Origin of the sequence: Streptomyces sp. NPDC088725, from assembly GCF_044751305.1 — a bacterium.
Taxonomy (GTDB): domain Bacteria; phylum Actinomycetota; class Actinomycetes; order Streptomycetales; family Streptomycetaceae; genus Streptomyces.
In genome coordinates this window covers 250,134-270,947 of sequence record NZ_JBIVLO010000005.1, presented here as the reverse complement: position 1 = coordinate 270,947, position 20,814 = coordinate 250,134, and the positions used below count along the sequence as shown (strand labels likewise).

Here is a 20,814-nt window from a genome sequence, read left to right as displayed (position 1 = left end):
GCTCCGGTGGCTGGCGGGCCCTGCGGCCCACTTCCACCTGCGGACGAGCGGTCGCTCCGGTGGCTGGTGGGTTTCACGGCCCGCTTCCGCCTGCGGACGAGCGGTCGCTCCGGTGGCTGGCGGGCCCTGCGGCCCACTTCCACCTGCGGACGAGCGGTCGCTCCGGTGGCTGGTGGGTTTCACGGCCCGCTTCCGCCTGCGGGCCGACCGTGTCTGGGCGTCTGCGGGCCTCAGTTGCTTGCCACTCCCGTGGGTGGTGGGTCCGTGGCGAGGCGGGCGTGGAGGTGTACGTCTCGGAAGGCGTCCTGGTGGCCTGCCTCGAACATGCCGTCCCGCAAGGTGCCTTCGGGGAGGTAGCCGCAGCGTTCGGCGATCCGGCACGAGGCGACGTGGTCGAGGGCGTGGCCCAGGTCGATGCGGTGCAGGCCCGCTTGTTCGAAGGCCCAGCGGGTGCAGAGTTCCAGGGCGCGGCGGGCGACCCCGCGGCCGCGGGCCTCCGGCAGTACCCAATAGCCCACGCGTGCGTGACGCAGGCGCAGATCGAGCAGGCCGAGTCCCACGTGCCCGACGACGGTGCCGTCCTCGGTGACGCAGAAGTGCGCCTTGTCGCCGCGCTGCCATCCTTCCGCGCGCGACCGGATGGCCTGCGCGGCTTCGGCCTCGGTCGTGACGTGGACCAACGGGGTGTTCCAGCGCAGGAATTCGGGGTCGGTGGAGCCGCGCACCATGGCGGTCAGGTCGCCCGAGTCGTCCGCGCGCCAGGCGCGCAGGCGCAGGCCGTAGCCGCACAGGTCGTCCGGTTGCGGCGGGAGGGAGAGGTCGGTCATGCGCTCATTGAACTGGGCGCATCCTCGTCTGAACACCGCGGTGAGGAAAAGCGCTCCGGGAGCGTGACCGATTCGCAACCGAATTCCCGTCTTGACCGAGACCCAACAAGTGGCGTGGCGATTACGCTGAGTTCTCGTGCCCAGCGACAACACCCCCACGAACGACCGTCCCGTGTACGTGATCGGCGGCGGCCCCGCAGGGCTCGCCGTGGCGGCCGTACTCCGCGAACGGGGCGTACGCGCCGTCATATTGGAGAAGTACCCCACGGTCGGGGCTTCTTGGCGGCGCCACTACGACCAGCTCCATCTGCACACGACCCGCCGCAAGTCCGCTCTTCCGGGACTCGCGATGCCGCGTTCCTTCGGGCGCTGGGTGTCCCGTGACAACGTGGTCCGCTACCTGGAGAAGTACGCGGAATTCCATGAGTTGGAGACGGTCACCGGCGTGGAGGTCACCTCCGTCGAGCGCACGGCCGACGGCTCGGGCTGGCTGCTGCGTGCGACCGGCGGCCGTCAACTGACCGGCCGCGCGGTCGTGGTGGCCACCGGCCACAACCACACGCCGCGTACGCCGTCCTGGCCGGGCGTCGACACGTTCGGCGGTGAGGTGCTGCACGCGAGCGAGTACCGCAACGCCGGTCCGTACAAGGGCAAGGACGTCCTGGTCGTCGGCGCGGGCAACACGGGCGCGGAGATCGCCGTGGACCTCGCGGAGGGCGGCGCCTCGCGGGTGCGCCTCGCGATCCGCACCGTCCCGCACATCGTGCGGCGCTCCACGCTCGGCTGGTCCGCGCAGTCGACGGGCATCCTCGTACGCCACCTGCCGACCCGGCTGGTCGACAAGGCGGCCGCGCTGATGGCCAGGGCGGCCACGCCCGACCTGGCGGAGAGCGGCCTGCCGCGCCCCGACACGGGTCTCTACTCCCGGGTGCGCGAGGGCGCGATCCCCGTACAGGACGTGGGTCTGCTCAAGGCCGTGCGGGACGGGACCGTGGAGCCGGTGCCGGCGGTCGAGTCCTTCGAGGACAACAAGATCGTGCTTGCGGGCGGCGAGCGGATCGGCGCAGACGTGGTGATCGCGGCGACCGGCTACAGCCGTTCCCTGGAAGGCCTGTTGGGCGACCTCGCCGCCGATGTGCTCGACGAGCGGGGCCGCCCGGTGGTGCACGGCGGTCGTACGCCGAAGAAGGCTCCCGGGCTCTACTTCACGGGCTTCACGAACCCGATCAGCGGGATGTTCCGCGAGATGGCGAAGGACGCGCACCGTATAGGCAGGGCGCTGTCGCGCTGACGTTCAGCTCCTCACGTACTCCGGATGTCGCGGACCATCGCCTCGACGGTCCGCGACATGTTGTCCCGCAGCTGGTCCAGCCGCCCGCGCACGATCGCCGTGGCCTCGTCCGGGTTCGAGCGCACGGCCTTGCGCAGGCCGCTGTCGCCCGGTCCGTGCGCGAACGACTGGCGTACCAGCGTCTGTTCGGGACCAGGGGCAGGCAGCAGGTCGTAGTGCCAGGCGGCGAACCAGTCGTCGGTCCCGGGGTCGTGCAGGTAGACCTTCCAGCCGAACGAGCGCGTCGGCTCCGCCGCGGTCACCAGACACTCGACGTGGGTGATGAGCCCGTCGGGGAATTCGTTCCGTGCCGTGAACCGCGCGCCCGGCACGGGCCCGCTCCAGCCGTCGTGCCAGCGCGCGTACGCGCACTCCGGGCTCCACTCGCCGATCCGCTCCAGATCGGTGATCGCCGCCCAGAGCTTGTCCGCCGGTACGTCGACGAGCAGTTCGACCTCGGCGCGGGCATCGGTGACTCCGTCTTTATCACTCATGCCCCGGTAGACCGGTCCCGCGTCACAAAGTCATCGGTGCCCGCCGCCTGATCACCAGCGCCATCAGCGCCGCCATCGCGCACAGCGCGCCCGAGGCGTACCAGACCACGTCGTACGAGCCGAAGACGTCCCGGACCACCCCTCCCACGAACGCGACCGCCGCCGCGCCCACTTGGTGGGAGGCGAAGACCCAGCCGAAGACGATCGGGCTGTCCTCGCCGTAGTACTCGCGGCACAGCGCGATCGTCGGCGGAACGGTGGCGACCCAGTCGAGGCCGTAGAAGACGATGAAGAACAGCATCGGCGGATGGACGCTCGGCGCGAGCAGCACCGGCAGGAAGATCAGCGAGACACCGCGCAGCGCGTAGTAGACCGCGAGCAGCCGCCGGGCGTCGAAGCGGTCGGTGAACCAGCCGGAGGCGACGGTTCCCACCACGTCGAAGAAGCCGATCACCGCGAGCAGCGAGGCGGCGGCCGTGATGGGCATGCCGTGGTCGTGGGCCGCCGGTACGAAGTGGGTTTTGACCAGGCCGTTGGTGGAGGCTCCGCAGATCGCGAACGTACCGGCGAGCAGCCAGAAGGGACCGGTGCGCGCAGCCGAGAGAAGCACCGTCAGCGCGCGCCTGGCCGCCCCCGTCACCGGTGCCGGCTTGGGCTTCAACTCCTCTGCCCCGTAAGCCGGGAGGCCCACGTCCGCCGGGTGGTCGCGCATCAGCAGCCAGACGAACGGGACCACCGTCAGCGCGGCGAGACCGACCGTGACCGAGGCGGGGCGCCAGCCGTGGTGCTCCACCAGCCCGGACAGCAGCGGCAGGAAGATGAGCTGGCCGGAGGCGCCCGCCGCCGTCAGGATGCCGGTGACCAGACCGCGCCGCGCGACGAACCAGCGGTTGGTGACGGTCGCGGCGAGGGCCAGCGCCATCGAGCCACTGCCGAGGCCGACCAACACGCCCCAGTACAGGACGAGTTGCCAGGACGCCGTCATGAATACGGTCAGTACGGCGCCGACGGCTATCAGCGTGAGCGCGACGGCGACCACGCGGCGGATGCCGAACCGGTCCATCAGCGCCGCGGCGAACGGCGCGGTCAGCCCGTACAGCGCCAGGTTGACCGAGACCGCGAAGCCGATCGTGCCGCGCGACCAGTCGAACTCGGCGTGCAACGGGTCGATCAGCAGTCCGGGCAGCGAGGCGAAGGCGGCGGCGCCGACGATCGTCACGAACGTGACGATCGCGACGAACCACGCCCGGTGGATACGCCCGGGCGCGCGCCGCCGCGGAGTGCGCGGCGTGCGGGGGCGCTGGGCAGCGGAGAGATCGGTTGTCTGGGTCACACCAGCCAGCATCGGCGGGCGCGGCGCTCCATACGAGTGGCCGGAAGGCCAGCATTCACTATGATCGGGCCAGCGCGGTGATGTTCCCGGGGGTCACGGTCTCCGTCGTGATCGCCGCGCCTTCATGGCGCAGGCCGGTACCGTCTCGTCGGCCCTCGGCCTCCCGCTTCACCGGGGCACCGGAACTGGAGTGAAGACCATGCGGAAAGAGCACCCGCACCGTGTCGTCGTACTCGCCCTCGACGGCGTGATCCCCTTCGAACTCGGCATACCCCAGCGGATCTTCGGCCGCCCCCGGGATCCCGCCGGTGAGCCGCTGTACGACGTGATCACCTGCACGGCCACTGAGCCGGGGCCGGTGCGCACCGACGCCGACTTCGCGATCCTCGTCGAGCACGGCCCGGAAGCGCTCGCCACCGCCGACACCGTGATCGTGCCCTCCTCGTACGCACTCGGCCCCGTCCGCTCCGAGGGCCGGCTCACGGACGAACTGGCCGCCGCCTTCTCCCGGATACGGACCGGCGCGCGCCTGGTCTCCATCTGCACCGGCAGTTACGTACTGGCCGCGGCCGGTCTTCTGGACGGCCGGCCCGCCACCACCCACTGGTCCTCCGCGGCGCACTTCCAGGCGCTGTTCCCGCGGGTCGATGTCGACGCCGACGTGCTGTTCATCGACGACGGCGACGTGCTGACCTCGGCCGGGGTGGCCGCCGGGATCGACCTCTGCCTGCACATCCTGCGCCGCGACCACGGCACCGCCGTCGCCAACGACGTGGCACGCCATACGGTCGTCCCGCCCCATCGTGACGGGGGTCAGGCGCAGTACATCGAACGGCCGCTCCCCGAGACGCAGTTGGCGACCACGAGCGCCGCGCGCAGCTGGGCCCTCGGGCGCCTGCACGAACCGATCCAGCTCCGCGACCTGGCGGACCAGGAGGCCATGTCCGTACGGACGTTCACCCGCCGGTTCCGGGAGGAGGTCGGGATCAGTCCCGGACGGTGGCTGACGCACCAGCGGGTCGAACGGGCCCGACAGCTCCTGGAGTCGACGGACCTGCCGGTCGACCGGGTGGCGCGCGACGCCGGGTTCGGCACGGCGCAGTCGATGCGCCAGCACCTTCAGTCCGTACTCGGCGTGTCGCCGACGGTCTACCGGCGTACGTTCCGCGCCGGGGCCGAGGGGTGACGGCGGCAGAAGGTGTCCACGAGCTGTGTGCGGACACACGCGCGTGACTCGTGCGCCGGGGTCGCTCCCGGCACGGAAGCCGATCCGGACGCCGAGGCCGTCGCCGACTTCGGCGCCGGCGCGCACCGGTCCACCTCGCACCAGATCCGCTTGCCCGCGCCCTCCGGCTGCCAGCCCCACCGGTCGGCCAGCCCTTCGACCAGCTCCAGACCGCGCCCGTTGGTCTCCGCGTCCCGCGCCTGGCGCGGTTTCGGCGGGCGCGTACTGGCGTCCGCGACCTCGACCCGTACCGTGCCCGCCTCGGCCTCGCCCGAGCCGAAGAGCATCCGGAGCACGGCGGGAGCACCCGTGTGCACCACGGCGTTGGTCACCAGCTCGGAGATGAGCAGGATCAGCGTCTCGGCGACCGGCTCGCCATCCTGTATGCCCGAACCGGCCAGCCGCGAACGGGCCCACCGGCGGGCGCGCCCCACTTCCGCGGGGTCCGCACCGACGTTCAGTTGAACTTGAAGCACCTGCACCGCTCACACCATCCGAACCGGCGGGCACATCGCCTCGCACCTCGACAGGGACCCCGGCGGGGTCACGGAACGTGATTCCCTTACGAGACAGCATGATTGACGTACAGTCACCGCCACAAGCGCTTCCGGCATATTCCAGCGCGGGGGCGCGTACGTGCCGCATACTGTGCGACGCGCGCCGCGGAGACCCGAACATGGGCGCTTCTCACACCTTTGTCCCGTACGAGCGGGACGCGTTCGGACTCCCGGGGCCACCGCACCGGCAGCTCCATGACCTTCGCATCTCACGACATCTCGCACATGACGGAGCGTACCGGAGTCGTCGCACGACTCCGGCCCGTGACGGCCTGTCCTGAGGACACAACCCGGTATCGACCCGGGGACCGCCCGTTCGCCACACTCCGTGACCCTCCGAAGGGTCAGGGCCAAGGCTTCTCGGGCACCCGCAACATCCGTGTCACAGGCACCAGTTGTCCGGTCTGAGCGCTTCTCCGTCGTCCGGTCGAAGCGCTACCTCCGTTGTCCGGTCAGGGTGCTTCTTGCGGTTCGGGGGTGACGTAGTACGCCGCGAACGCGGTCAGGATCTCTTCCTCGGAGATCATTCCGTCGCCGTCGCCGTCCAGCAGCCCGGCCGCCCGGGTCGCCACCTCAGGGTCCGTACCGAGCACCCGCAGGGCGCGTTCGGCCGCCGCCGTGGTCACACCGCCGCCGTCCTCACCCGCGATGCCGATCACCGCGTGCAGGAACGGCCTCGCGATCTCCGCGAACCGCTGGGGACTGTCACGCAGCCGCTTCGCCGCGCCCGTGATGAATTCCTGCCTGCTGACCCGCTGGTCGCCGTCCACGTCGGCGATGCCCGCCATGCCCTGCCAGAACGCCTCGGCTCCGCTGTAGAGCGCCTGCCCCTTGTCGGAGCGTGCCGTGGTGCCGAATTCGGCGAGCAGCGCCGCCGCCGCACCGCTGAAGTCCTCGCGGTCGATATAGCCGTTGCCGTCCTGATCGAAGGCCGCGAACCGGGATGCGATCTTGCCCTCGTACTCTGCACTGTCCATGTCGGGAGGGTACGACGATGCGGCGCCGCCGTGTGCCCGGTCGAACCGGATACGCGTGCTAAGCGGACAGCGGCCGGCAGGCTTCGTCAACGGCCGTGGGGACATCGGGATAGATCTCGAACAGACGGCGCACACCGAGAGCGGCGAGTACGCGGTTGACGTGCGAGCCCTCCTCGGCTCCGCCCGCCGGCAGGATGAGGTGCAGCCGGCCCTGGCAGGAACGCAGCAGGCGGCGCGCGGCGATCAGCACACCGACCCCGCTGGAGTCGCAGAAGAACACTCCGGAGAGGTCGAGCACCAGCTCGCGGTGGCCGGCCGCGACCGCGTCATGGACCCGCTGGCGCACCTCGGGCGAGGTCATGATGTCCAGTTCACCCGTGATGCACAGGACGGTCCACGAACCGTCCTCGGCCTCGTCCACCTTGAGCGTCACTCGTCTCGGCCTTCCCTCGTGCCGTTCTGAAGGCGACCGGAAAGTCGCCCTCCCTCTTCGCCGCTGCCCGACCGCCCCCGCGCGAAACGCATGGAGAGAACGGTCACGTCTTCCTCACCATACGGACTCTTTACCGTGACGTACTCCACAACATGACTGGCCGGCGCGGGGGCGCACTTGGCGCAAAGGGGCGTGCGTTGACGGGACAGCCCACTACATTCGAGTCAGGCACAGGGCGACAAGGGTGGGGTGCGCATGAGAGAAGACACTCCGCTTCGCTGGGACCGCAGGATGCAGCAGCGGCTCGCGCGGGGCGAGTCGGCCGCGCTCGGTGAGCTGTACGACCGCTACGCGTCGCTGGTGCACAGCATCGCCAACCGCGTCTTCGAGAACGACGCCGCCGCGGACCGCACCACCCGCGAGGTCTTCGGCCACATCTGGGAACACCCCGAGGAGTACGACCCCGCGCAGGGCACGATGCGGGCCTGGGTGGCGAAGCTCACCGGGCTCCATGCCGTACGGCGGTTCCGCGAGGCCGAGGCGGCGGCGTACGCGGCGGACGGCGCGGGTACCGAGGAGGAGGCGCGGGAGCTGGAGCGGAAGGTGCGCAGAGCCTCGGCGGTGGCGCGCGCCGACTACATCGTCACGTCCATGCCGGCCCCGCTGCGCGCCGCCCTCCAACTGGCGTACCACGACCGCCGCGACTACCGGCAGGCTGCGGAGGACCTGGGCGTCACGGAGGACGAGGCCCGCCGGAGGCTCCGTCTGGGCCTGCAACTGCTGGCTACGGCCAACACCCAAGCGCTGGAGGGCTCTTCGCCGTCCGGAAGTGGACGGTCCGTATGACAGGCCCGTCCGACGGCGGTGGCGGGGGCGGCGCGGAGGACCGGTCGGGCCGGCCGCGCGGCTTCCCTCTCATACCGGCTCCGAGGCCGGCCGGGGACGACATGGATCCGCCGCCGCACCTCGACCGGCTGCCGGAGCCGCACCCGCGCGACGCGCAGGACACGGAGGAACGGGGCGGGGCGGCGGCCCCCGAGTGGCCGGGCGATCCGGACGAGCCTCATGGGGCGGGTGAGTTGGAGGTGCCCGACGAGTGGGTCGGTACCGATGAGCGGGACGGGGCCGGCGAGTTGGACGCGCCGAGCGACGGGCCTGCCTGCTCCGATGTGCCTGCCTGGTCCGATGAGCCGGACGCGCCGGACGACGGGCCGGACGCGCCGGACTCTCCGGACGGTCCCGGCGCGCGGCCGGACGACCACTACCCCGCCGACCGGGCCGTCGAGACCTCCGGGCCCGCCGCCATGCGGCCGCGACCGCTCGCGTACGGCCCCTGGGCGGATGCCGGACACGTACCGCCCGCGCCGTTACCGCCCTCGCACAAGGTGCTCAAGTCGCTCCTCGGCGCCTGGGCGCTCGCGGCCTGCTCCGCCGAGGAGTCCGTGTTCGTCGAGGACCACCTCACCGAGTGCGCGCCCTGCGCGGAGGAGGCCCAGCGGCTGCGCGACGCCGTCGGGCTGCTGCACGCCGACCACACCCTGGACCTCGATCCGCTGCTGCGCTCGCGGGTGCTCGACAACTGCCTCAGCCGCAGGCCCGCCCGCATCGCCGTACCCGAGTGGGCGAACCCGTACGACGCGGAGACGGCGCGGCTCGACGCGCTGCTGCGCGACATGGGCGACGCGGAGTGGCACACGCCGGTACGGCTCAAGTGGTTCGAGAACGAGAAGATGACCTCGCGCAAGACCACGGTCGCCGGGGTCGTCGGGCATCTGATGATCGTCGACGGCCTGGTCTCGGCAGCGCTCGGCCTGGACGATCCGCTCGGCGCACAGGCCCCGGCCGGGCCGGCCGGACGTACGGAGAGCTTCTGGCGCGCGGCGGCCCTGCCGGCGACCGGAACCGTTCGTGAACCCTGGCGCGAGCAGAGCCACACCCTCGTCCGCACGGTCTCGTTCGCGAGCCCCAGTACGGCCGAACTGCCCGTTTCCTACGGAGGTTTCGCCCTGCCGCTGCGCCACGCGCTGCTGGACCGGGCCTTCGAGTGCTGGATCCACGGCGCGGACATCGCGAAGGCGGTGCACTACCCGTACCGCCCGCCGGCCAGCGCCCATCTGCACCAGATGATCGACCTGGCCGCGCAGACACTGCCGTCGGCTCTCGCGGGGCGCCGTCAGGCCGGACTGGCCGCACCGGTACGCGAACCGGTGGAACCGGGCCGGCCCGGCCGGTCGCTGCGGCTGGAGATCGAGGGACCTGGCGGCGGCGACTGGTACATCGCGCTCGACGACCCGGCGGCGGCCGGTTCCCCCGACCGGGCCGTGGCCCAATTGGCACTGGACGGAGTGGAGTTCTGCCAGCTGGTGGCGGGGCACGTCTCGCCGGAGGACGCGGTGGCCGGGCAGGACGGCGACCGCGAGGCGATCAGGGACGTGCTGTTCGCGGCGGCGGCGATGAGCCGCCTCTGATGTCCTCCCGCCGACCTCAACTCCGTTGCCCCGCACGGCCGCCGGTCGCCGGGCCGGCCGTCGTGTCGATCACCCCGTCGATCGTGACCGCCGCTGGGACCCCCGGCATGACTCCACGGTCACCGAGTGGCGGACAGAACCCGGCCGCCACTCCTGCCACTGTTGGCCGCATGCCCGTCCGGGTACCCGGTCCTGATCCCGGACAGCAAGAACGAGGACGACAACGACCGAAAGGCCCCGATCACCATGCCCGCCACCACCCCGTCCTCACCCCTCGATCCCGAGCGGGCCGACCTGCTCGACGCGCTCGCGGCCGCGCGATCCGCCCTGACCAACGCGGCACGCGGGCTCGGCGACGAGCAGGCCGGCGAGCGTCCGACCGTCAGCGAGCTGAGCCTGGGCGGGCTGATCAAGCACGTCGCGTCCATCGAGGAGGGCTGGCTGCGTTTCGCCGTCGACGGCCCGTCCGCCCTGAACTACGACCTGCCCAGCGGCGTGACCTGGGCCGATCTCGGGGCCGGTACCGCGCGCGAGGTCCCGCAGTGGGCGATCGACCGCCAGAACGACTTCCGGATGCTGCCCGGCGAGACGCTGGCGGGGATCCTCGCGCGCTACGAGCAGGTCGCCGCCAGGAGCGCGGAGATCATCGCCTCCGTACCCGACCTGTCGGCCACACACCCGCTCCCGGAGGCCCCCTGGCACAAGCAGGGAGAGGTACGCAGCGTGCGCCGGGTGCTCACGCACGTCATCGCCGAGACGGCGCAGCACGCCGGACACGCGGACATCCTGCGCGAGTCGATCGACGGCCGGAAGGCGACCTGAGCCGCGCCGCCCGGCGCCGGTGTCAGGCGAAGACCACGGTGCGGTGTCCGTTGAGCAGGATGCGGTGCTCCGCGTGCCATTTGACCGCACGCGCCAGCGCCCGGCACTCCACGTCCCGGCCGATCGCGACGAGTTGGTCCGGCGTGACCTCGTGGCCGACGCGCTCGACCTCCTGCTCGATGATCGGGCCCTCGTCGAGTTCGGCCGTCACGTAATGGGCCGTCGCGCCGATCAGCTTCACCCCGCGCGCGTGCGCCTGGTGGTACGGCCTCGCGCCCTTGAAGCTCGGCAGGAACGAGTGGTGGATATTGATGATCCTGCCGTTCAGCTGCTTGCACAGGTCGTCGGAGACCACCTGCATGTAGCGCGCGAGCACCACCAGATCGACGCGCTCGGCCCGGACCAGTTCCAGCAACCGCGCCTCCGCCGCCGCCTTCGTGTCCTTCGTCACCGGGATGTGGTGGAAGGGGACACCGTACGAGGCGGTCAGCTCGGCGAAGTCCTTGTGGTTCGAGACGACCGCCGCGATGTCCACCGGCAGCGCGCCGATCCTGGAGCGGAAGAGCAGATCGTTCAGGCAGTGGCCGAACTTGCTGACCATCAGCACGACCCGCATCCGCTCCTCGGCGCGGTGCAGCTCCCAGTCCATCGCGAAGGCGTCACCGACGGCCGTGAAGCTCGCGCGCAGCTTCTCCACCGTGACGGGCCGCTCCGCGGAGAAGTGCACCCGCATGAAGAACAGACCTGTGTCTCGGTCGCCGAACTGCTGACTGTCCTCGATATTGCAGCCGGTGATGAACAGATAACTGGACACCGCGTGCACGATGCCCTGTTTGTCCGGGCAGGACAGCGTGAGGACGTACTGCTCGGACGAGGCGTCGGGCGCGGCTGTGTTCATGACCCCAGAGGATCCCACACCACGTTCACGCCGTACGCGTCATGATGCGCAGCACATCCAGCGAGCGCGGCACCTCGTCCGGGTCGTCCCCGTCGCTCGCCGCCATCCGTACGTGCGCCTCGCGGGCGGCCCGTACGGCCTCCGGCCAGCCGTGATGCTCCAGATAGGCGGAAACGGGGGCGTCCGCGCCGACCTGGTGCATGATGCGCAGCACCCGCAGGACGGCCACGTCGACGAGAGCGGCCTCGCCGGAGTCCCTGAATATCGTGCCGACGTATTTCTCGGCGGACCAATTGTCCAGCCAGGTGTCCTCGACCAGCCGGTACACGGCGTCGGTGACATCGCCGTACCCCTCGCGGCCGGCGAGCCAGTACTCCTGGTGGAAGACGGGATCGGAAAGCATGTGCAGCGCCGAGCGCACATTGCTGCGCCAGCGCCACCACGGCATGTCGTTGAGCGGCATGCCGCCCATGGTGGGGGAGCGACGGGCACGACGGGAAGAGTTCTCGGAACCTTGCTGCACGGTGATTGATCGTACGGTCTCACCGCGAGTGCGGCTCGGGCCCCCTGCAATTCACCTTGCCGTCACACTCGGTTACAAGGCGCCGAGTCCGTTGTTACCCGAAGGACGGCAGTGTGTGTGGCTATGACTGGTTGGCGACACGCCCCCTCAGATCTTGTCCGGTCGGTCTTCCGGACTGCCACCGTCCGCGCCCTGTGCGCGACCACCGCCGGAGTCGCGCTGGTCAGCGGCTGCGGTGTCGTCCCCGGCGGCCCGGGACACGGCAAGGACACCGTCACGGTCATGACGTGGGCGCCGGTCGGCACGAGCTCCACGAACATGCCGGGCACCCCCGCCATGGCCAAGGCGTTCGCCGGCTGGGTCAACGCCACCGGCGGCCTGGGCGGCCACAAGCTGCGCGTCCTGACCTGCAACGAGCACAACACCCCCGGTGGCGCCGCGACCTGCGCGCGTGAGGCGGTCAAGGCGGACGTGGACGCGGTCGTCGGCTCGTACAGCCAGTACGGCCAGCAGTTCATCGCGCCGCTGGAGGCCGCGGCCATCCCGTACCTGGGCGGTTTCGGTATCTCCGACGAGGAGTTCAGCTCTTTCGTCTCGTATCCGGTGAACGGCGGCCAGGCGGCGCTGCTCGCGGGCAACGGCAGGCAGCTCGCCCACAGTTGCGAGCGGACCGCGCTGGTACGGCCGGACACCATCGGCGGCGACGACTTCCCCGACCTGCTCGACTCCGGCCTCGCGCAGGGCCACCGGCGGCCGACCGCCGACATCCGGGCACCCGAGAACGCGACCGACTACACCAAACAGGCCGAGGAGGCGCGCGAGCACGTTGCGGGCGCCGAGGGCATCGGCTGCGTCGCGGCCCACCTCAAGGACCGCACCGAGACCTTCTTCGACTCCTACCGGCGACTGCCCGAGAACCCCGGCGCCCCCGCCGGCGGCGACATCAGGATCTCCTCGGTGGTCGGCAGCGTCGACCAGCCCCTCATCGACCGCACGGGCGGCAAGGGCGGCCCCTTCGAGGGCGCGTACATCACCGGCTGGTACCCGGAGTCCGGCGACCCCGCGTGGCAGCCGATGCGCAAGGTGATCGACACCTACGCCTTCGCCGACAACGACATCGATCCGGCGAGCCCGGGCGTGCAGACCACCTGGATCGCGTACACCGCCCTCAAGCAGATCATCGAGTCGGTCAACGACGACGAGATCACCGCCGGCAAGATCACGGACACGCTCGACCGGGGCGTCACCGTGAACACGGGCGGCCTGACACCGCCCCTGCGCTGGCGCTACGAGGACATGCTGGGCGCGCCGGGCTTCCCGCGCATCGTCAACCGGGACGTGACGTTCCAGGTGGTGCGCGGCGGCCGCCTGGTGGCGCAGACCAAGGGATTCACGGACGTGGGCGCCACCTTGGGGAACAGCGCCACCAAGTCCTGACCGCAAGGCGCCGCCGGAGCGCGGCGCGTCGCGCGGCAGAGTGCCCTCAGGGTGGTTCCTGGGGGCACTCCGCCGTTCCGGCAACGTGGTCGAGCGGCCCGTGACGGTGGTCCGGCTCGGGCCGCTACAACTGCTGGGAAGACCTCTCCGTCAGCTCGTACTTCGTGGCGATGCCGTTCCACAGCTTCGACGCCTTGTTCTTCGCCGCCGTGGCGTCGCCGCTCGCCTTGTCGCCTTCCGCGGCCGCCTTGGTTCTGCGCGGGTGACCGCCCTTGCAGACCTTGCCGCTCTTGGCCTGCTTGGCCCACTGGGCGTAGTGGTCGTCCGCGGAGGCGGAAGCCTGCCAGGCTTCCGTGAGCGACGACGACAGCTCCGCGCTGTCGGGCAGCTTGTCGAGGGTCAGGTCCTTCAGCCGGCTGACCAGGTCCCTGCGCTGCTCGGCCGCGTCGTGCAGATCGCTCGCCGCCTTGTCCAGGTTGTCGCACGACTTGATGCTGTTGACCGCGCCGATGACGGCGGCACGGCTGTTGTTGCTGTCCTCCAGCAACTTGTCGAGCGATACGGCCTGCGGCTTCGCCGGATCCTCACCGGGCTGCGCGGACGGCTGTGCTCCCGGCGAACTCTCCGACGCCACCGGCGCGCTGTCGTCCTCCTTGTCGCCGCCGCCGCTCATGAGCGCGCCCGCACCGAGCCCGATGGCGGCGATGGCGACGACGCCGAGCACGATCACCGGGGCACGGGACGACTTGCGGCGCCCGGCGCTCCGGCCCTGCGGGTCCTGCCCGTGCGGGTCGTACGCGGCCTGCCGCTGCTGGTGGGGGGCGGGGGGCCGCTGACCGTACGGGGGCGAGGGAGGCGGCTGGAACGCGGGCATCTGCTGCGTGGAGCCGGCGCCCTGGTCGCTCTGGCCCGGACTGCTGGGGCGGAAGAGATTGTCGAACTCGGGCGGCGGCTGGCGCTCCTCGGAGGTCTCCTGCCGCATCGCGTACTGGTTGTCCTGAGCCCCTGACGGGCCCTCGTGCGCGGGGACGGGCGCGATGTACTGCGTCGCGTCCGCGTCGGATCCCTGGCCCGGCCCGGTCCGACCTGGCCCGCCGTGGCCCGCCCCGCCGTGGAACTGGTAGGCGTCCGCGCCGTGTTCGGGCGGGAGCATGCCGGGTCCCGGGCCGCCGGGTACGGGGGCTATGTACTGCGTCGCGTCCGCGTCGCCCATGGCGGGCGGCATCCCCGTTCCGGGCACGGGCGGCAGGTACTGCGTCGCGTCCGCGCTGCCCGGCGCCTGCGACTCCGCGGGCAGCGGCAACGAGTGGGGCTGGGAGGGCGGTTCGACGGCGGCCGGCTGCCCGCCGTGGTACCCCTGCGGGTAGCCGTACGAACCGCCTCCGCCGTACTGGGCGCCGTCGCCGTACTGGCCGCTCTGGCCGTACTGCGCGCCCTCGCCGTACTGGCCGCTCTCGCCGTACTGGCCGCTCTCGCCGTACCGCGCGCCGTCACCGTACGAGGGAAGCTCCGGCGCGCTGTACGGCTGCGGCGCGCCATGCCGACCGCCTCCGTGCCGCCCCGACTGTCCCTGCTCGGAGCCCTGTTGGCCGCCTTCCGGGCCCCAGGGCTGCCCCCACGACTGACCGCCGGACGGCCCGGCAGGTTCCGGCGCGGAGCCGGGAATCCAGGGCTCGCTGCCGTCGCCGGGCAGCACGACGCCTTCATGCGCGGGCCGAGCGGCGGGGTGCTGCGGCTCATCCCCTTGTCCGCTGTGCGTCACCAGGACTCCTACGTGTGGAACGTGTGGACCATCGGAATCGTCGGTTCACGCTACCGGGTGAATCCCGGCCTCTGCCACGCACGTCGCCCCAGTGACACCAAGCCTCCTCAAGGCGCTGTTATTGAGCACGAGTCAGCCCCGGCCGCCGCACCCCCGGCCGCACCCCCTCGGGCACCCTCCTGTCACACCTCCCGGCATACGTCCCCGCGCACTTCAGCGCCCGCGCCGGCGCCCACCTCAGCGCCCAGGTCGGTGCGCTGCTCAGGCCGCCGCCTGGAGATCCAGCCGCGCGGTGAACTCCCGTACCGCGGGCTCGTTCTCGTACGGTTCGAGCCGGTGTTGCAGATCGTCCAGATACTCCGCCCCGCGGCTGGAACGCAGCGTGCCCAGCAGCTCTGTCGCGCGCGTGCCCGTCCGGCACGCCTCTTCCACCTCGCGCTGCTGGATCTGGGCCGAGGCGAGCAGGACGAGTCCGATCGCACGGCGCCTGACCCGGGACTCCGGATGACCCTCCAGCGAGGCCGTGGCATGCCGGGCCGCCGCTTCCGGTTCGCCGAGGTCGCGGTAACAGTGCGCCAACTCGTCGGACAGATAGGCATGGTCGAAATGCGCGATCCAGTCCGGGTCGTCACCGCTCGTGTCCCCCGCATGCTCCAGGGCGGTGAGCGCGCGGCCCGCGACCGCCTGGCAGGCATGGAGGTCACCCATCAGCGCATGGCCGCGCGCCTCCGCCGCGTAGAACATGGCCTGCGCGCGCAGGGTCGCGAAGCCGCGCGCCCCCTCCTGCGCCGCCCGCGCCAACTGGGCGATCTCCCGCGGGTTTCCGAGCTGCGCGGCGAGATGGCTCATGGACGCGGCCAGTACGTAACCGCCGTAGCCGCGGTCCCCCGACGCCTGGGCGAGCCGCAGCGCCTGGATGTAGTACCGCTGGGCGAGGCCCGGCTGTCCCGTGTCGATGGCCATGTACCCGGCCAGCTCCGTGAGCCGCGCGACCGCGCCGAAGAGCGCGCGGCCGACCGATTCGCGGTACGCCCCCGAAAGCAGGCCCGACACCACGCTGTTCAGATAATGGACGAGCACCGGTCTGACATGGCCGCTGCCGAAGCGGTGGTCGAGGTCGGTGAGCGCCTGCGTCATCGCGCGTACCGCCGCGACGTCCGACTCCCCCACCCGGGCGCCCGTGGTCCGTGCGACCGTGCCGTCCGCGCCCGTGATCAGCCAGTCCCTGCTGGGCTCCACGAGCGCCGAGGACGCGACCGTCGAGCCCGAGAGGAAGTCCCGGCGGCCGACATCGCTCCGCCACAGCTCACAGACCTGCTCTATCGCGCCGAGGACGGTGGGCGAGAACTGGAGCCCGACGCCCGAGGCCAGATTCTTCCCGTTCGCCATCCCCGTTTCGTCGATCGTGACCGTACGGCCGAGCTTGCGGCCCAGCGCCTCGGCGATGATGCCCGGGGCGCGACCGCGCGGCTGCTGCCCGCGCAGCCAGCGTGCTACGGACGTCTTGTCGTAACGGAGGTCGAGCCCGCGCTCGGACCCCACCATGTTGACCCGTCGGGCCAGGCCGGCGTTCGAACACCCGGCTTCCTGGATGAGCGCTTGGAGCCGTTCGTTCGGCTGGCGCGCGACGAGAGGTCTGGCTGCCATGAATACCCCCTGGTGTCGCAGTGATCAGCTCTTCGATCACTGCCCGGCACAGATCGAGAGAATGCGTGTGTTCGGCGATGTCGTAGATTTTCGATAGACCTCGGGAAACATGATCACTTTCAATCATGAAACACCCCCAAGAAGCCCATATGTGGTCAGAGGGAGGCTCGTTCGCCGCCCCCGCCCTTGGCTACCCGCCCACCGGCCCGCTCCTTCCCGCGCGCCCCCGCCCATGCCTCCATGCGCCCGCAAACGGAATCGGTGCTCCGGGGGGCGCGGCGCCCGGCCGCCCGTAACCCGCGGTGGCGGCGGGAGTTGTGCTGTGCGTGGAAGAGACCATCGGAGTCACGGGCGCCGCACAGATCCCGAAGCAGCGGGGCGACCTGCTGCTGGACAGCGCGGTGCGGTACGCGGAAGAGCGCCACTGGGACGTGTTCCCCGGCACCTGGCTGGAGGCGGCCGAAGGTACGGAAATGTGCTCATGCGGCCAGTCCGACTGCGCCCTCCCGGGGGCGCACGCCGCACGCGCCGACTGGGCGGCACAGGCCACGGGGAGCGCAGCAGGGGCGCGCAGGCTGTGGTCGAAGCACCCCAAGGCCTCCGTACTGCTGCCGACGGGGCGCACGTTCGACGCCCTCGACGTAGCGGAGTCGGCCGGCTTCCTGGCCCTCGCCAGGATGGAACGCATGAGGCTCGCCATCGGTCCCGTCACCTGCACCCCGGACCGGCGGATGCTGTTCTTCGTCCTGCCCGGCGCCGCGCAGAAGGTGGGTGACCTCGTGCGGAGGCTGGGCTGGTCGCCCGAGTCGATCGACCTGATCACACGCGGCGAGGGCCATTACGTCGCCGCCCCGCCGACCCGCGTCGGCGGCTGCGGCGCCGTGCAGTGGGCCCGCAGGCCGACCGTCGCGAACCGCTGGCTGCCCGACGTCGAAGAGCTGATCAGCCCGCTGACCTACGCCTGCGGCCAGGAAGCTGCCGCTCGCCGGGCCCGCCGGGCCTGAACCCCGCCCTGGCCGGGGCCCGTTGCGAAACCGCCGGAAACCCCGTCCCCGCTGTCCGTGCCTCGGCCTAGGGTGGTGCCCCTGTAGGCCGATAGGGGCAGCACTGAAAGGCGGCGGGCCATGCCGGACCAGGCGCGGAATGAGACACCGGCCGGAGAGACACCGGCCAAGATGACACCGGCCGAGGAGACACCGGCCGGGCGCGGCGTCACGGGGACGGCGGCGCCCGCCGTCCGCGTCGAAGGGCTGTGGAAGCGCTTCGGCGAGCAGATCGCCGTCGCCGGCATCGATCTGGAACTGCCCGCAGGCCAGTTCGTGGGCCTGGTCGGGCCGAACGGCGCGGGCAAGACCACGACCCTCTCCATGGTCACCGGCCTGCTGCGGCCCGACCAGGGGCGCGTGGAGGTCGCGGGACACGACGTCTGGCGCGACCCCGCCGGAGTCAAAGCGCGGATCGGTGTCCTGCCCGAAGGACTGCGGCTCTTCGAACGGCTCTCCGGGCGCGAACTCCTCGGCTACACCGGCCGCCTGCGCGGCCTGCCCGGCGCCGAGGTCGACCAGCGGGCCACGCAGCTCCTCGACGTACTGGGTCTCGCCGGCGCGCAGCACAAACTGGTCGTCGACTACTCCACCGGTATGCGCAAGAAGATCGGCCTCGCCGCGGCCCTGCTGCACAACCCCGAAGTCCTTTTCCTGGACGAGCCGTTCGAAGGGGTCGACCCGGTCTCCGCCCAGACCATCCGCGGTGTCCTGGAGCGCTACACCGGCTCGGGCGCGACCGTCGTCTTCTCCAGCCATGTGATGGAGCTGGTCGAGTCGCTGTGCGACTGGGTCGCCGTGATGGCCGGGGGCCGCGTCCGCGCACAGGGCACTCTCGCGCAGGTGCGCGGCGACGCGCCGTCCCTCCAGAGCGCCTTCCTCGAACTCGTCGGCGCGCAGGGGCGCGACACCGGCGCATCCCTGAACTGGCTGGGCGGCGCCCGGTGAACACAGCCGCGCTCACCTCCGTCTTCGTACGGCTGAAGCTCTCGCTCCTGCGCAACGGACTGCGGCAGTCGTCGGGCAGGACCGCCGTGTACGTCGTGTCGGCCGTGGTCTCCATACTCCTCGCGGCCCTGCTGCTCCTCGGGCTGATCCTGCTGCGCGGCACCGATCACGCGGCCTCGCTGCTCGTGCTGCTGATCGCCGTACTCGCGGTGGGCTGGGCGTTCATGCCGCTGTTCTTCCCCGGCGGCGACGAGACGCTGGACCCCACCCGGCTCGTGATGCTCCCGCTGCGGCCGCGCCCGCTGGTCGTCGCGCTGCTCGTGGCGTCCCTGGTCGGCATCGGGCCGGTGTTCACGCTCTGCGTGATCGTCGGCGCGGCGGTCGCGGTGGCGCACGGCGCGGCGGGCGTGGTCCTCGCGGTCCTCGCCGTCCCGCTGGCCCTCACGCTCTGCCTGGCCCTGGCGCGGGCCGTCGCGACGGCCAACGTCCGGCTGCTGACCTCCCGCAAGGGCCGCGACCTCGCCGTACTGAGCGGCCTGGTGATCGCCGTGGGCGCCCAGGTCGTCAACCTCGGCGCGCAGCGCCTCAACAGCGCGGGCGGCCTCTCCGCGCTGGACCCGGCGGGGAACGTCGTACGGTGGCTGCCACCCGCCTCCGCGATCGGCGCGGTGTCGTCGGCGAGCGAGGGCGCGTACGGGCGGGCCGCCGTCCAACTGCTGCTCTCCGCCGCCGCGCTGGCCGCTCTGCTGTACGCCTGGCAGCGCATGCTGGTGAAGCTGATGACCGCCCCGGACGGCTCGACGCTGGCCGCGTCCGGGCCCACCCGCAAGGAGTCGTCCCAGGGCCTGAGCCGACTGCTGCCCGAGGGACGCACGGGCACGGTGATGCAGCGCAGCCTGCGGTACGTGTGGCGCGACCCGAAGACGAAGGCGGCGTGGGTGACGTCACTGGCCGTCGGCCTGATCCTGCCGCTGCTCAACGCGATCCAGGGGTCGGGCTCGATCTACTTCGCGTGCTTCGCCGCAGGCCTGCTCGGCGTCCAGATGTACAACCAGTTCGGCCAGGACACGTCGGCGTTCTGGATGGTCGCCCTGACGATCTCCTCGCCGCGCGACGCCTACCTGGAACTGCGCGCGCGGGCGTTCGCGCTGCTCGTGGTCACCTTGCCGTACGCGACCCTCGTCACGCTCCTCACGGCGGCCGTGCTGCACGACTGGCACGCGCTGCCCGAAACGCTCGGGCTCTCCTTCGCCCTGCTGGGCGCGATGCTGGCGGTGGGCGCGGTGGCGTCGGCGCGGTTCCCGTACTCGGTCCCGCAGACCGGCAACAAGAACGTGGCCCCGGGGCAGACGGGCCTGGCCCTGATCTCCATGTTCGGCGGCATGTTCGGCGCGGCGGTGCTGTGCGCGCCGGTGCTGGCGCTGACGCTCTGGCTCCACCTGTCGGGGGCGGCGAGCGCGACGTGGGTGCTGCTGCCGTTGGGCGCCGCGTACGGGGCGCTGATCACGTGGGCGGGGCTGCGGGTGGCGGCGCCGCGGGTTGCCTCGCGGCTGCCGGAGATCTTGGTGGCGGTCAGCAGGGGGTGACGTGTCGCCGTCCGGCGGGGGCGGCTGTCCGGCGGGGGCGGGGGGGCTGTTGTGCGTGGCGGTCGTCGCCGGGTTCCGTACGGGTCGCCGTCCGGCGTGGGGGGGGTTCGGTGGCGCGGGGTCGCCGTCCGGCGCGCGGTCGCCGTCCGGCGCGCGGTCGCCGTCCGGCGCGGGGTCGCCGTCCGGCGCGGGGCGGGGGTGTTGTGCGTTGCGGTTGCGCTGTCCGGCGCGCGGTCGCCGTCCGGCGCGGGGCGGGGGTGTTGTGCGTTGCGGTTGCGCTGTCCGGCGCGGGGTCGCCGTCCGGCGCGGGCGGCTGGGTGCGGTCGGTCGGGTTCCGCGCGGGTCGTCGTTCGCCGGGGTGTCGGGGTCGCTGTTGGTGCCGGGTTCCGTGCAGGGGAAGTGTCCGCCACTGCATGATTTACGGCGTGTACAGGCACAGTGGACACCGGGCCCGCGGTGTCCACGCCGCAAAGTCACGCTTTACGTTCTGGACACCACCCCTCC

General features: G+C 71.6%; 19 protein-coding genes. 9 read left to right on the top strand and 10 right to left on the bottom strand.

All coding sequences use genetic code 11. The features are described 5' to 3' along the window. Positions 1-230 precede the first annotated feature (230 nt). Positions 231-827 (bottom strand): GNAT family N-acetyltransferase, encoded by a 597-nt coding sequence (locus tag ACIP6N_RS14610; RefSeq protein ID WP_401815636.1) that lies wholly within the window; start codon positions 825-827, stop codon positions 231-233. 136 nt (positions 828-963) lie between these two features. On the opposite strand from ACIP6N_RS14610, the gene ACIP6N_RS14605 reads away from it, so the two are divergent. Beyond that, complete coding sequence (locus ACIP6N_RS14605) at positions 964-2,118, top strand: flavin-containing monooxygenase (protein ID WP_401815634.1); 1,155 nt, start codon at positions 964-966, stop codon at positions 2,116-2,118. Between the two features lie 11 nt (positions 2,119-2,129). Here the strand turns inward: ACIP6N_RS14605 and ACIP6N_RS14600 are convergent, their stop codons facing one another. Together ACIP6N_RS14600 and ACIP6N_RS14595 are read right to left on the bottom strand one after the other, a co-directional pair. Beyond that, positions 2,130-2,651: an SRPBCC family protein gene (locus ACIP6N_RS14600; protein ID WP_401815632.1), complete on the bottom strand. Its 522-nt coding sequence runs from the start codon at positions 2,649-2,651 to the stop codon at positions 2,130-2,132. 22 nt (positions 2,652-2,673) lie between these two features. Continuing rightward, positions 2,674-3,996, bottom strand: coding sequence for an MFS transporter (locus tag ACIP6N_RS14595; protein WP_401815630.1), 1,323 nt, complete (start codon positions 3,994-3,996; stop codon positions 2,674-2,676). Positions 3,997-4,183: 187 nt separating this feature from the next. Between ACIP6N_RS14595 and ACIP6N_RS14590 the strand changes: the two genes are divergently transcribed. Beyond that, a complete protein-coding gene (locus ACIP6N_RS14590; RefSeq protein ID WP_401815629.1) occupies positions 4,184-5,170 on the top strand; it encodes a GlxA family transcriptional regulator in 987 nt (328 codons plus the stop codon). Here the strand turns inward: ACIP6N_RS14590 and ACIP6N_RS14585 are convergent. The 3 genes from ACIP6N_RS14585 to ACIP6N_RS14575 form a co-directional block, all read right to left on the bottom strand. Beyond that, positions 5,134-5,691, bottom strand: a complete 558-nt coding sequence (locus ACIP6N_RS14585) for an ATP-binding protein (protein ID WP_401815627.1) — start codon at positions 5,689-5,691, stop codon at positions 5,134-5,136. The genes ACIP6N_RS14590 and ACIP6N_RS14585 overlap by 37 nt on opposite strands. Before the next feature lie 527 nt (positions 5,692-6,218). Then, complete coding sequence (locus ACIP6N_RS14580; protein WP_401815625.1) at positions 6,219-6,743, bottom strand: EF-hand domain-containing protein; 525 nt, start codon at positions 6,741-6,743, stop codon at positions 6,219-6,221. Between the two features lie 58 nt (positions 6,744-6,801). Continuing rightward, on the bottom strand, positions 6,802-7,176 hold the full coding sequence (locus ACIP6N_RS14575; protein ID WP_401815623.1) for an STAS domain-containing protein: 375 nt from the start codon (positions 7,174-7,176) through the stop codon (positions 6,802-6,804). A 255-nt stretch (positions 7,177-7,431) separates the two neighbouring features. On the opposite strand from ACIP6N_RS14575, the gene ACIP6N_RS14570 reads away from it, so the two are divergent. The 3 genes from ACIP6N_RS14570 to ACIP6N_RS14560 all read left to right on the top strand — a co-directional run bounded on the left by ACIP6N_RS14570 (position 7,432) and on the right by ACIP6N_RS14560 (position 10,466). Continuing rightward, a complete protein-coding gene (locus ACIP6N_RS14570; RefSeq protein ID WP_401815621.1) occupies positions 7,432-8,022 on the top strand; it encodes a sigma-70 family RNA polymerase sigma factor in 591 nt (196 codons plus the stop codon). Beyond that, positions 8,019-9,644, top strand: a complete 1,626-nt coding sequence (locus ACIP6N_RS14565; protein WP_401815619.1) for a maleylpyruvate isomerase N-terminal domain-containing protein — start codon at positions 8,019-8,021, stop codon at positions 9,642-9,644. Before ACIP6N_RS14570 ends, ACIP6N_RS14565 begins: the two co-directional genes overlap by 4 nt. 246 nt (positions 9,645-9,890) lie before the next feature. Continuing rightward, complete coding sequence (locus ACIP6N_RS14560; protein WP_401816207.1) at positions 9,891-10,466, top strand: DinB family protein; 576 nt, start codon at positions 9,891-9,893, stop codon at positions 10,464-10,466. Between the two features lie 22 nt (positions 10,467-10,488). Here ACIP6N_RS14560 and purU read toward each other — a convergent pair whose 3' ends face one another. After that, positions 10,489-11,364 (bottom strand): formyltetrahydrofolate deformylase, encoded by an 876-nt coding sequence (gene purU / locus ACIP6N_RS14555; protein ID WP_401815618.1) that lies wholly within the window; start codon positions 11,362-11,364, stop codon positions 10,489-10,491. A gap of 25 nt (positions 11,365-11,389) precedes the next feature. Further along, on the bottom strand, positions 11,390-11,836 hold the full coding sequence (locus ACIP6N_RS14550) for a hypothetical protein (RefSeq protein ID WP_401816205.1): 447 nt from the start codon (positions 11,834-11,836) through the stop codon (positions 11,390-11,392). Between the two features lie 174 nt (positions 11,837-12,010). Between ACIP6N_RS14550 and ACIP6N_RS14545 the strand changes: the two genes are divergently transcribed. Next, positions 12,011-13,324, top strand: coding sequence for an ABC transporter substrate-binding protein (locus ACIP6N_RS14545; RefSeq protein ID WP_401815616.1), 1,314 nt, complete (start codon positions 12,011-12,013; stop codon positions 13,322-13,324). 124 nt (positions 13,325-13,448) lie between these two features. On the opposite strand, the gene ACIP6N_RS14540 is transcribed toward ACIP6N_RS14545, so the two are convergent. Both ACIP6N_RS14540 and ACIP6N_RS14535 read right to left on the bottom strand, forming a co-directional pair. Beyond that, positions 13,449-15,086 carry a hypothetical protein gene (locus ACIP6N_RS14540; RefSeq protein WP_401815614.1) on the bottom strand — a complete coding sequence of 546 codons (1,638 nt, stop codon included), beginning with the start codon at positions 15,084-15,086 and terminating at the stop codon, positions 13,449-13,451. Positions 15,087-15,347: 261 nt separating this feature from the next. After that, positions 15,348-16,733 carry a transcriptional regulator gene (locus ACIP6N_RS14535; RefSeq protein ID WP_401815613.1) on the bottom strand — a complete coding sequence of 462 codons (1,386 nt, stop codon included), beginning with the start codon at positions 16,731-16,733 and terminating at the stop codon, positions 15,348-15,350. 317 nt (positions 16,734-17,050) lie between these two features. Between ACIP6N_RS14535 and ACIP6N_RS14530 the strand changes: the two genes are divergently transcribed. The 3 genes from ACIP6N_RS14530 to ACIP6N_RS14520 all read left to right on the top strand — a co-directional run bounded on the left by ACIP6N_RS14530 (position 17,051) and on the right by ACIP6N_RS14520 (position 20,310). After that, entirely contained in the window at positions 17,051-17,737 is a 687-nt protein-coding gene (locus ACIP6N_RS14530) for a bifunctional DNA primase/polymerase (RefSeq protein WP_401815611.1), read from the top strand. A 171-nt stretch (positions 17,738-17,908) separates the two neighbouring features. Then, positions 17,909-18,724, top strand: a complete 816-nt coding sequence (locus ACIP6N_RS14525; protein ID WP_401816203.1) for an ABC transporter ATP-binding protein — start codon at positions 17,909-17,911, stop codon at positions 18,722-18,724. Beyond that, positions 18,721-20,310 (top strand): transporter, encoded by a 1,590-nt coding sequence (locus ACIP6N_RS14520; protein WP_401815610.1) that lies wholly within the window; start codon positions 18,721-18,723, stop codon positions 20,308-20,310. The genes ACIP6N_RS14525 and ACIP6N_RS14520 overlap by 4 nt, the downstream gene beginning before the upstream one ends. Positions 20,311-20,814 lie beyond the last annotated feature (504 nt).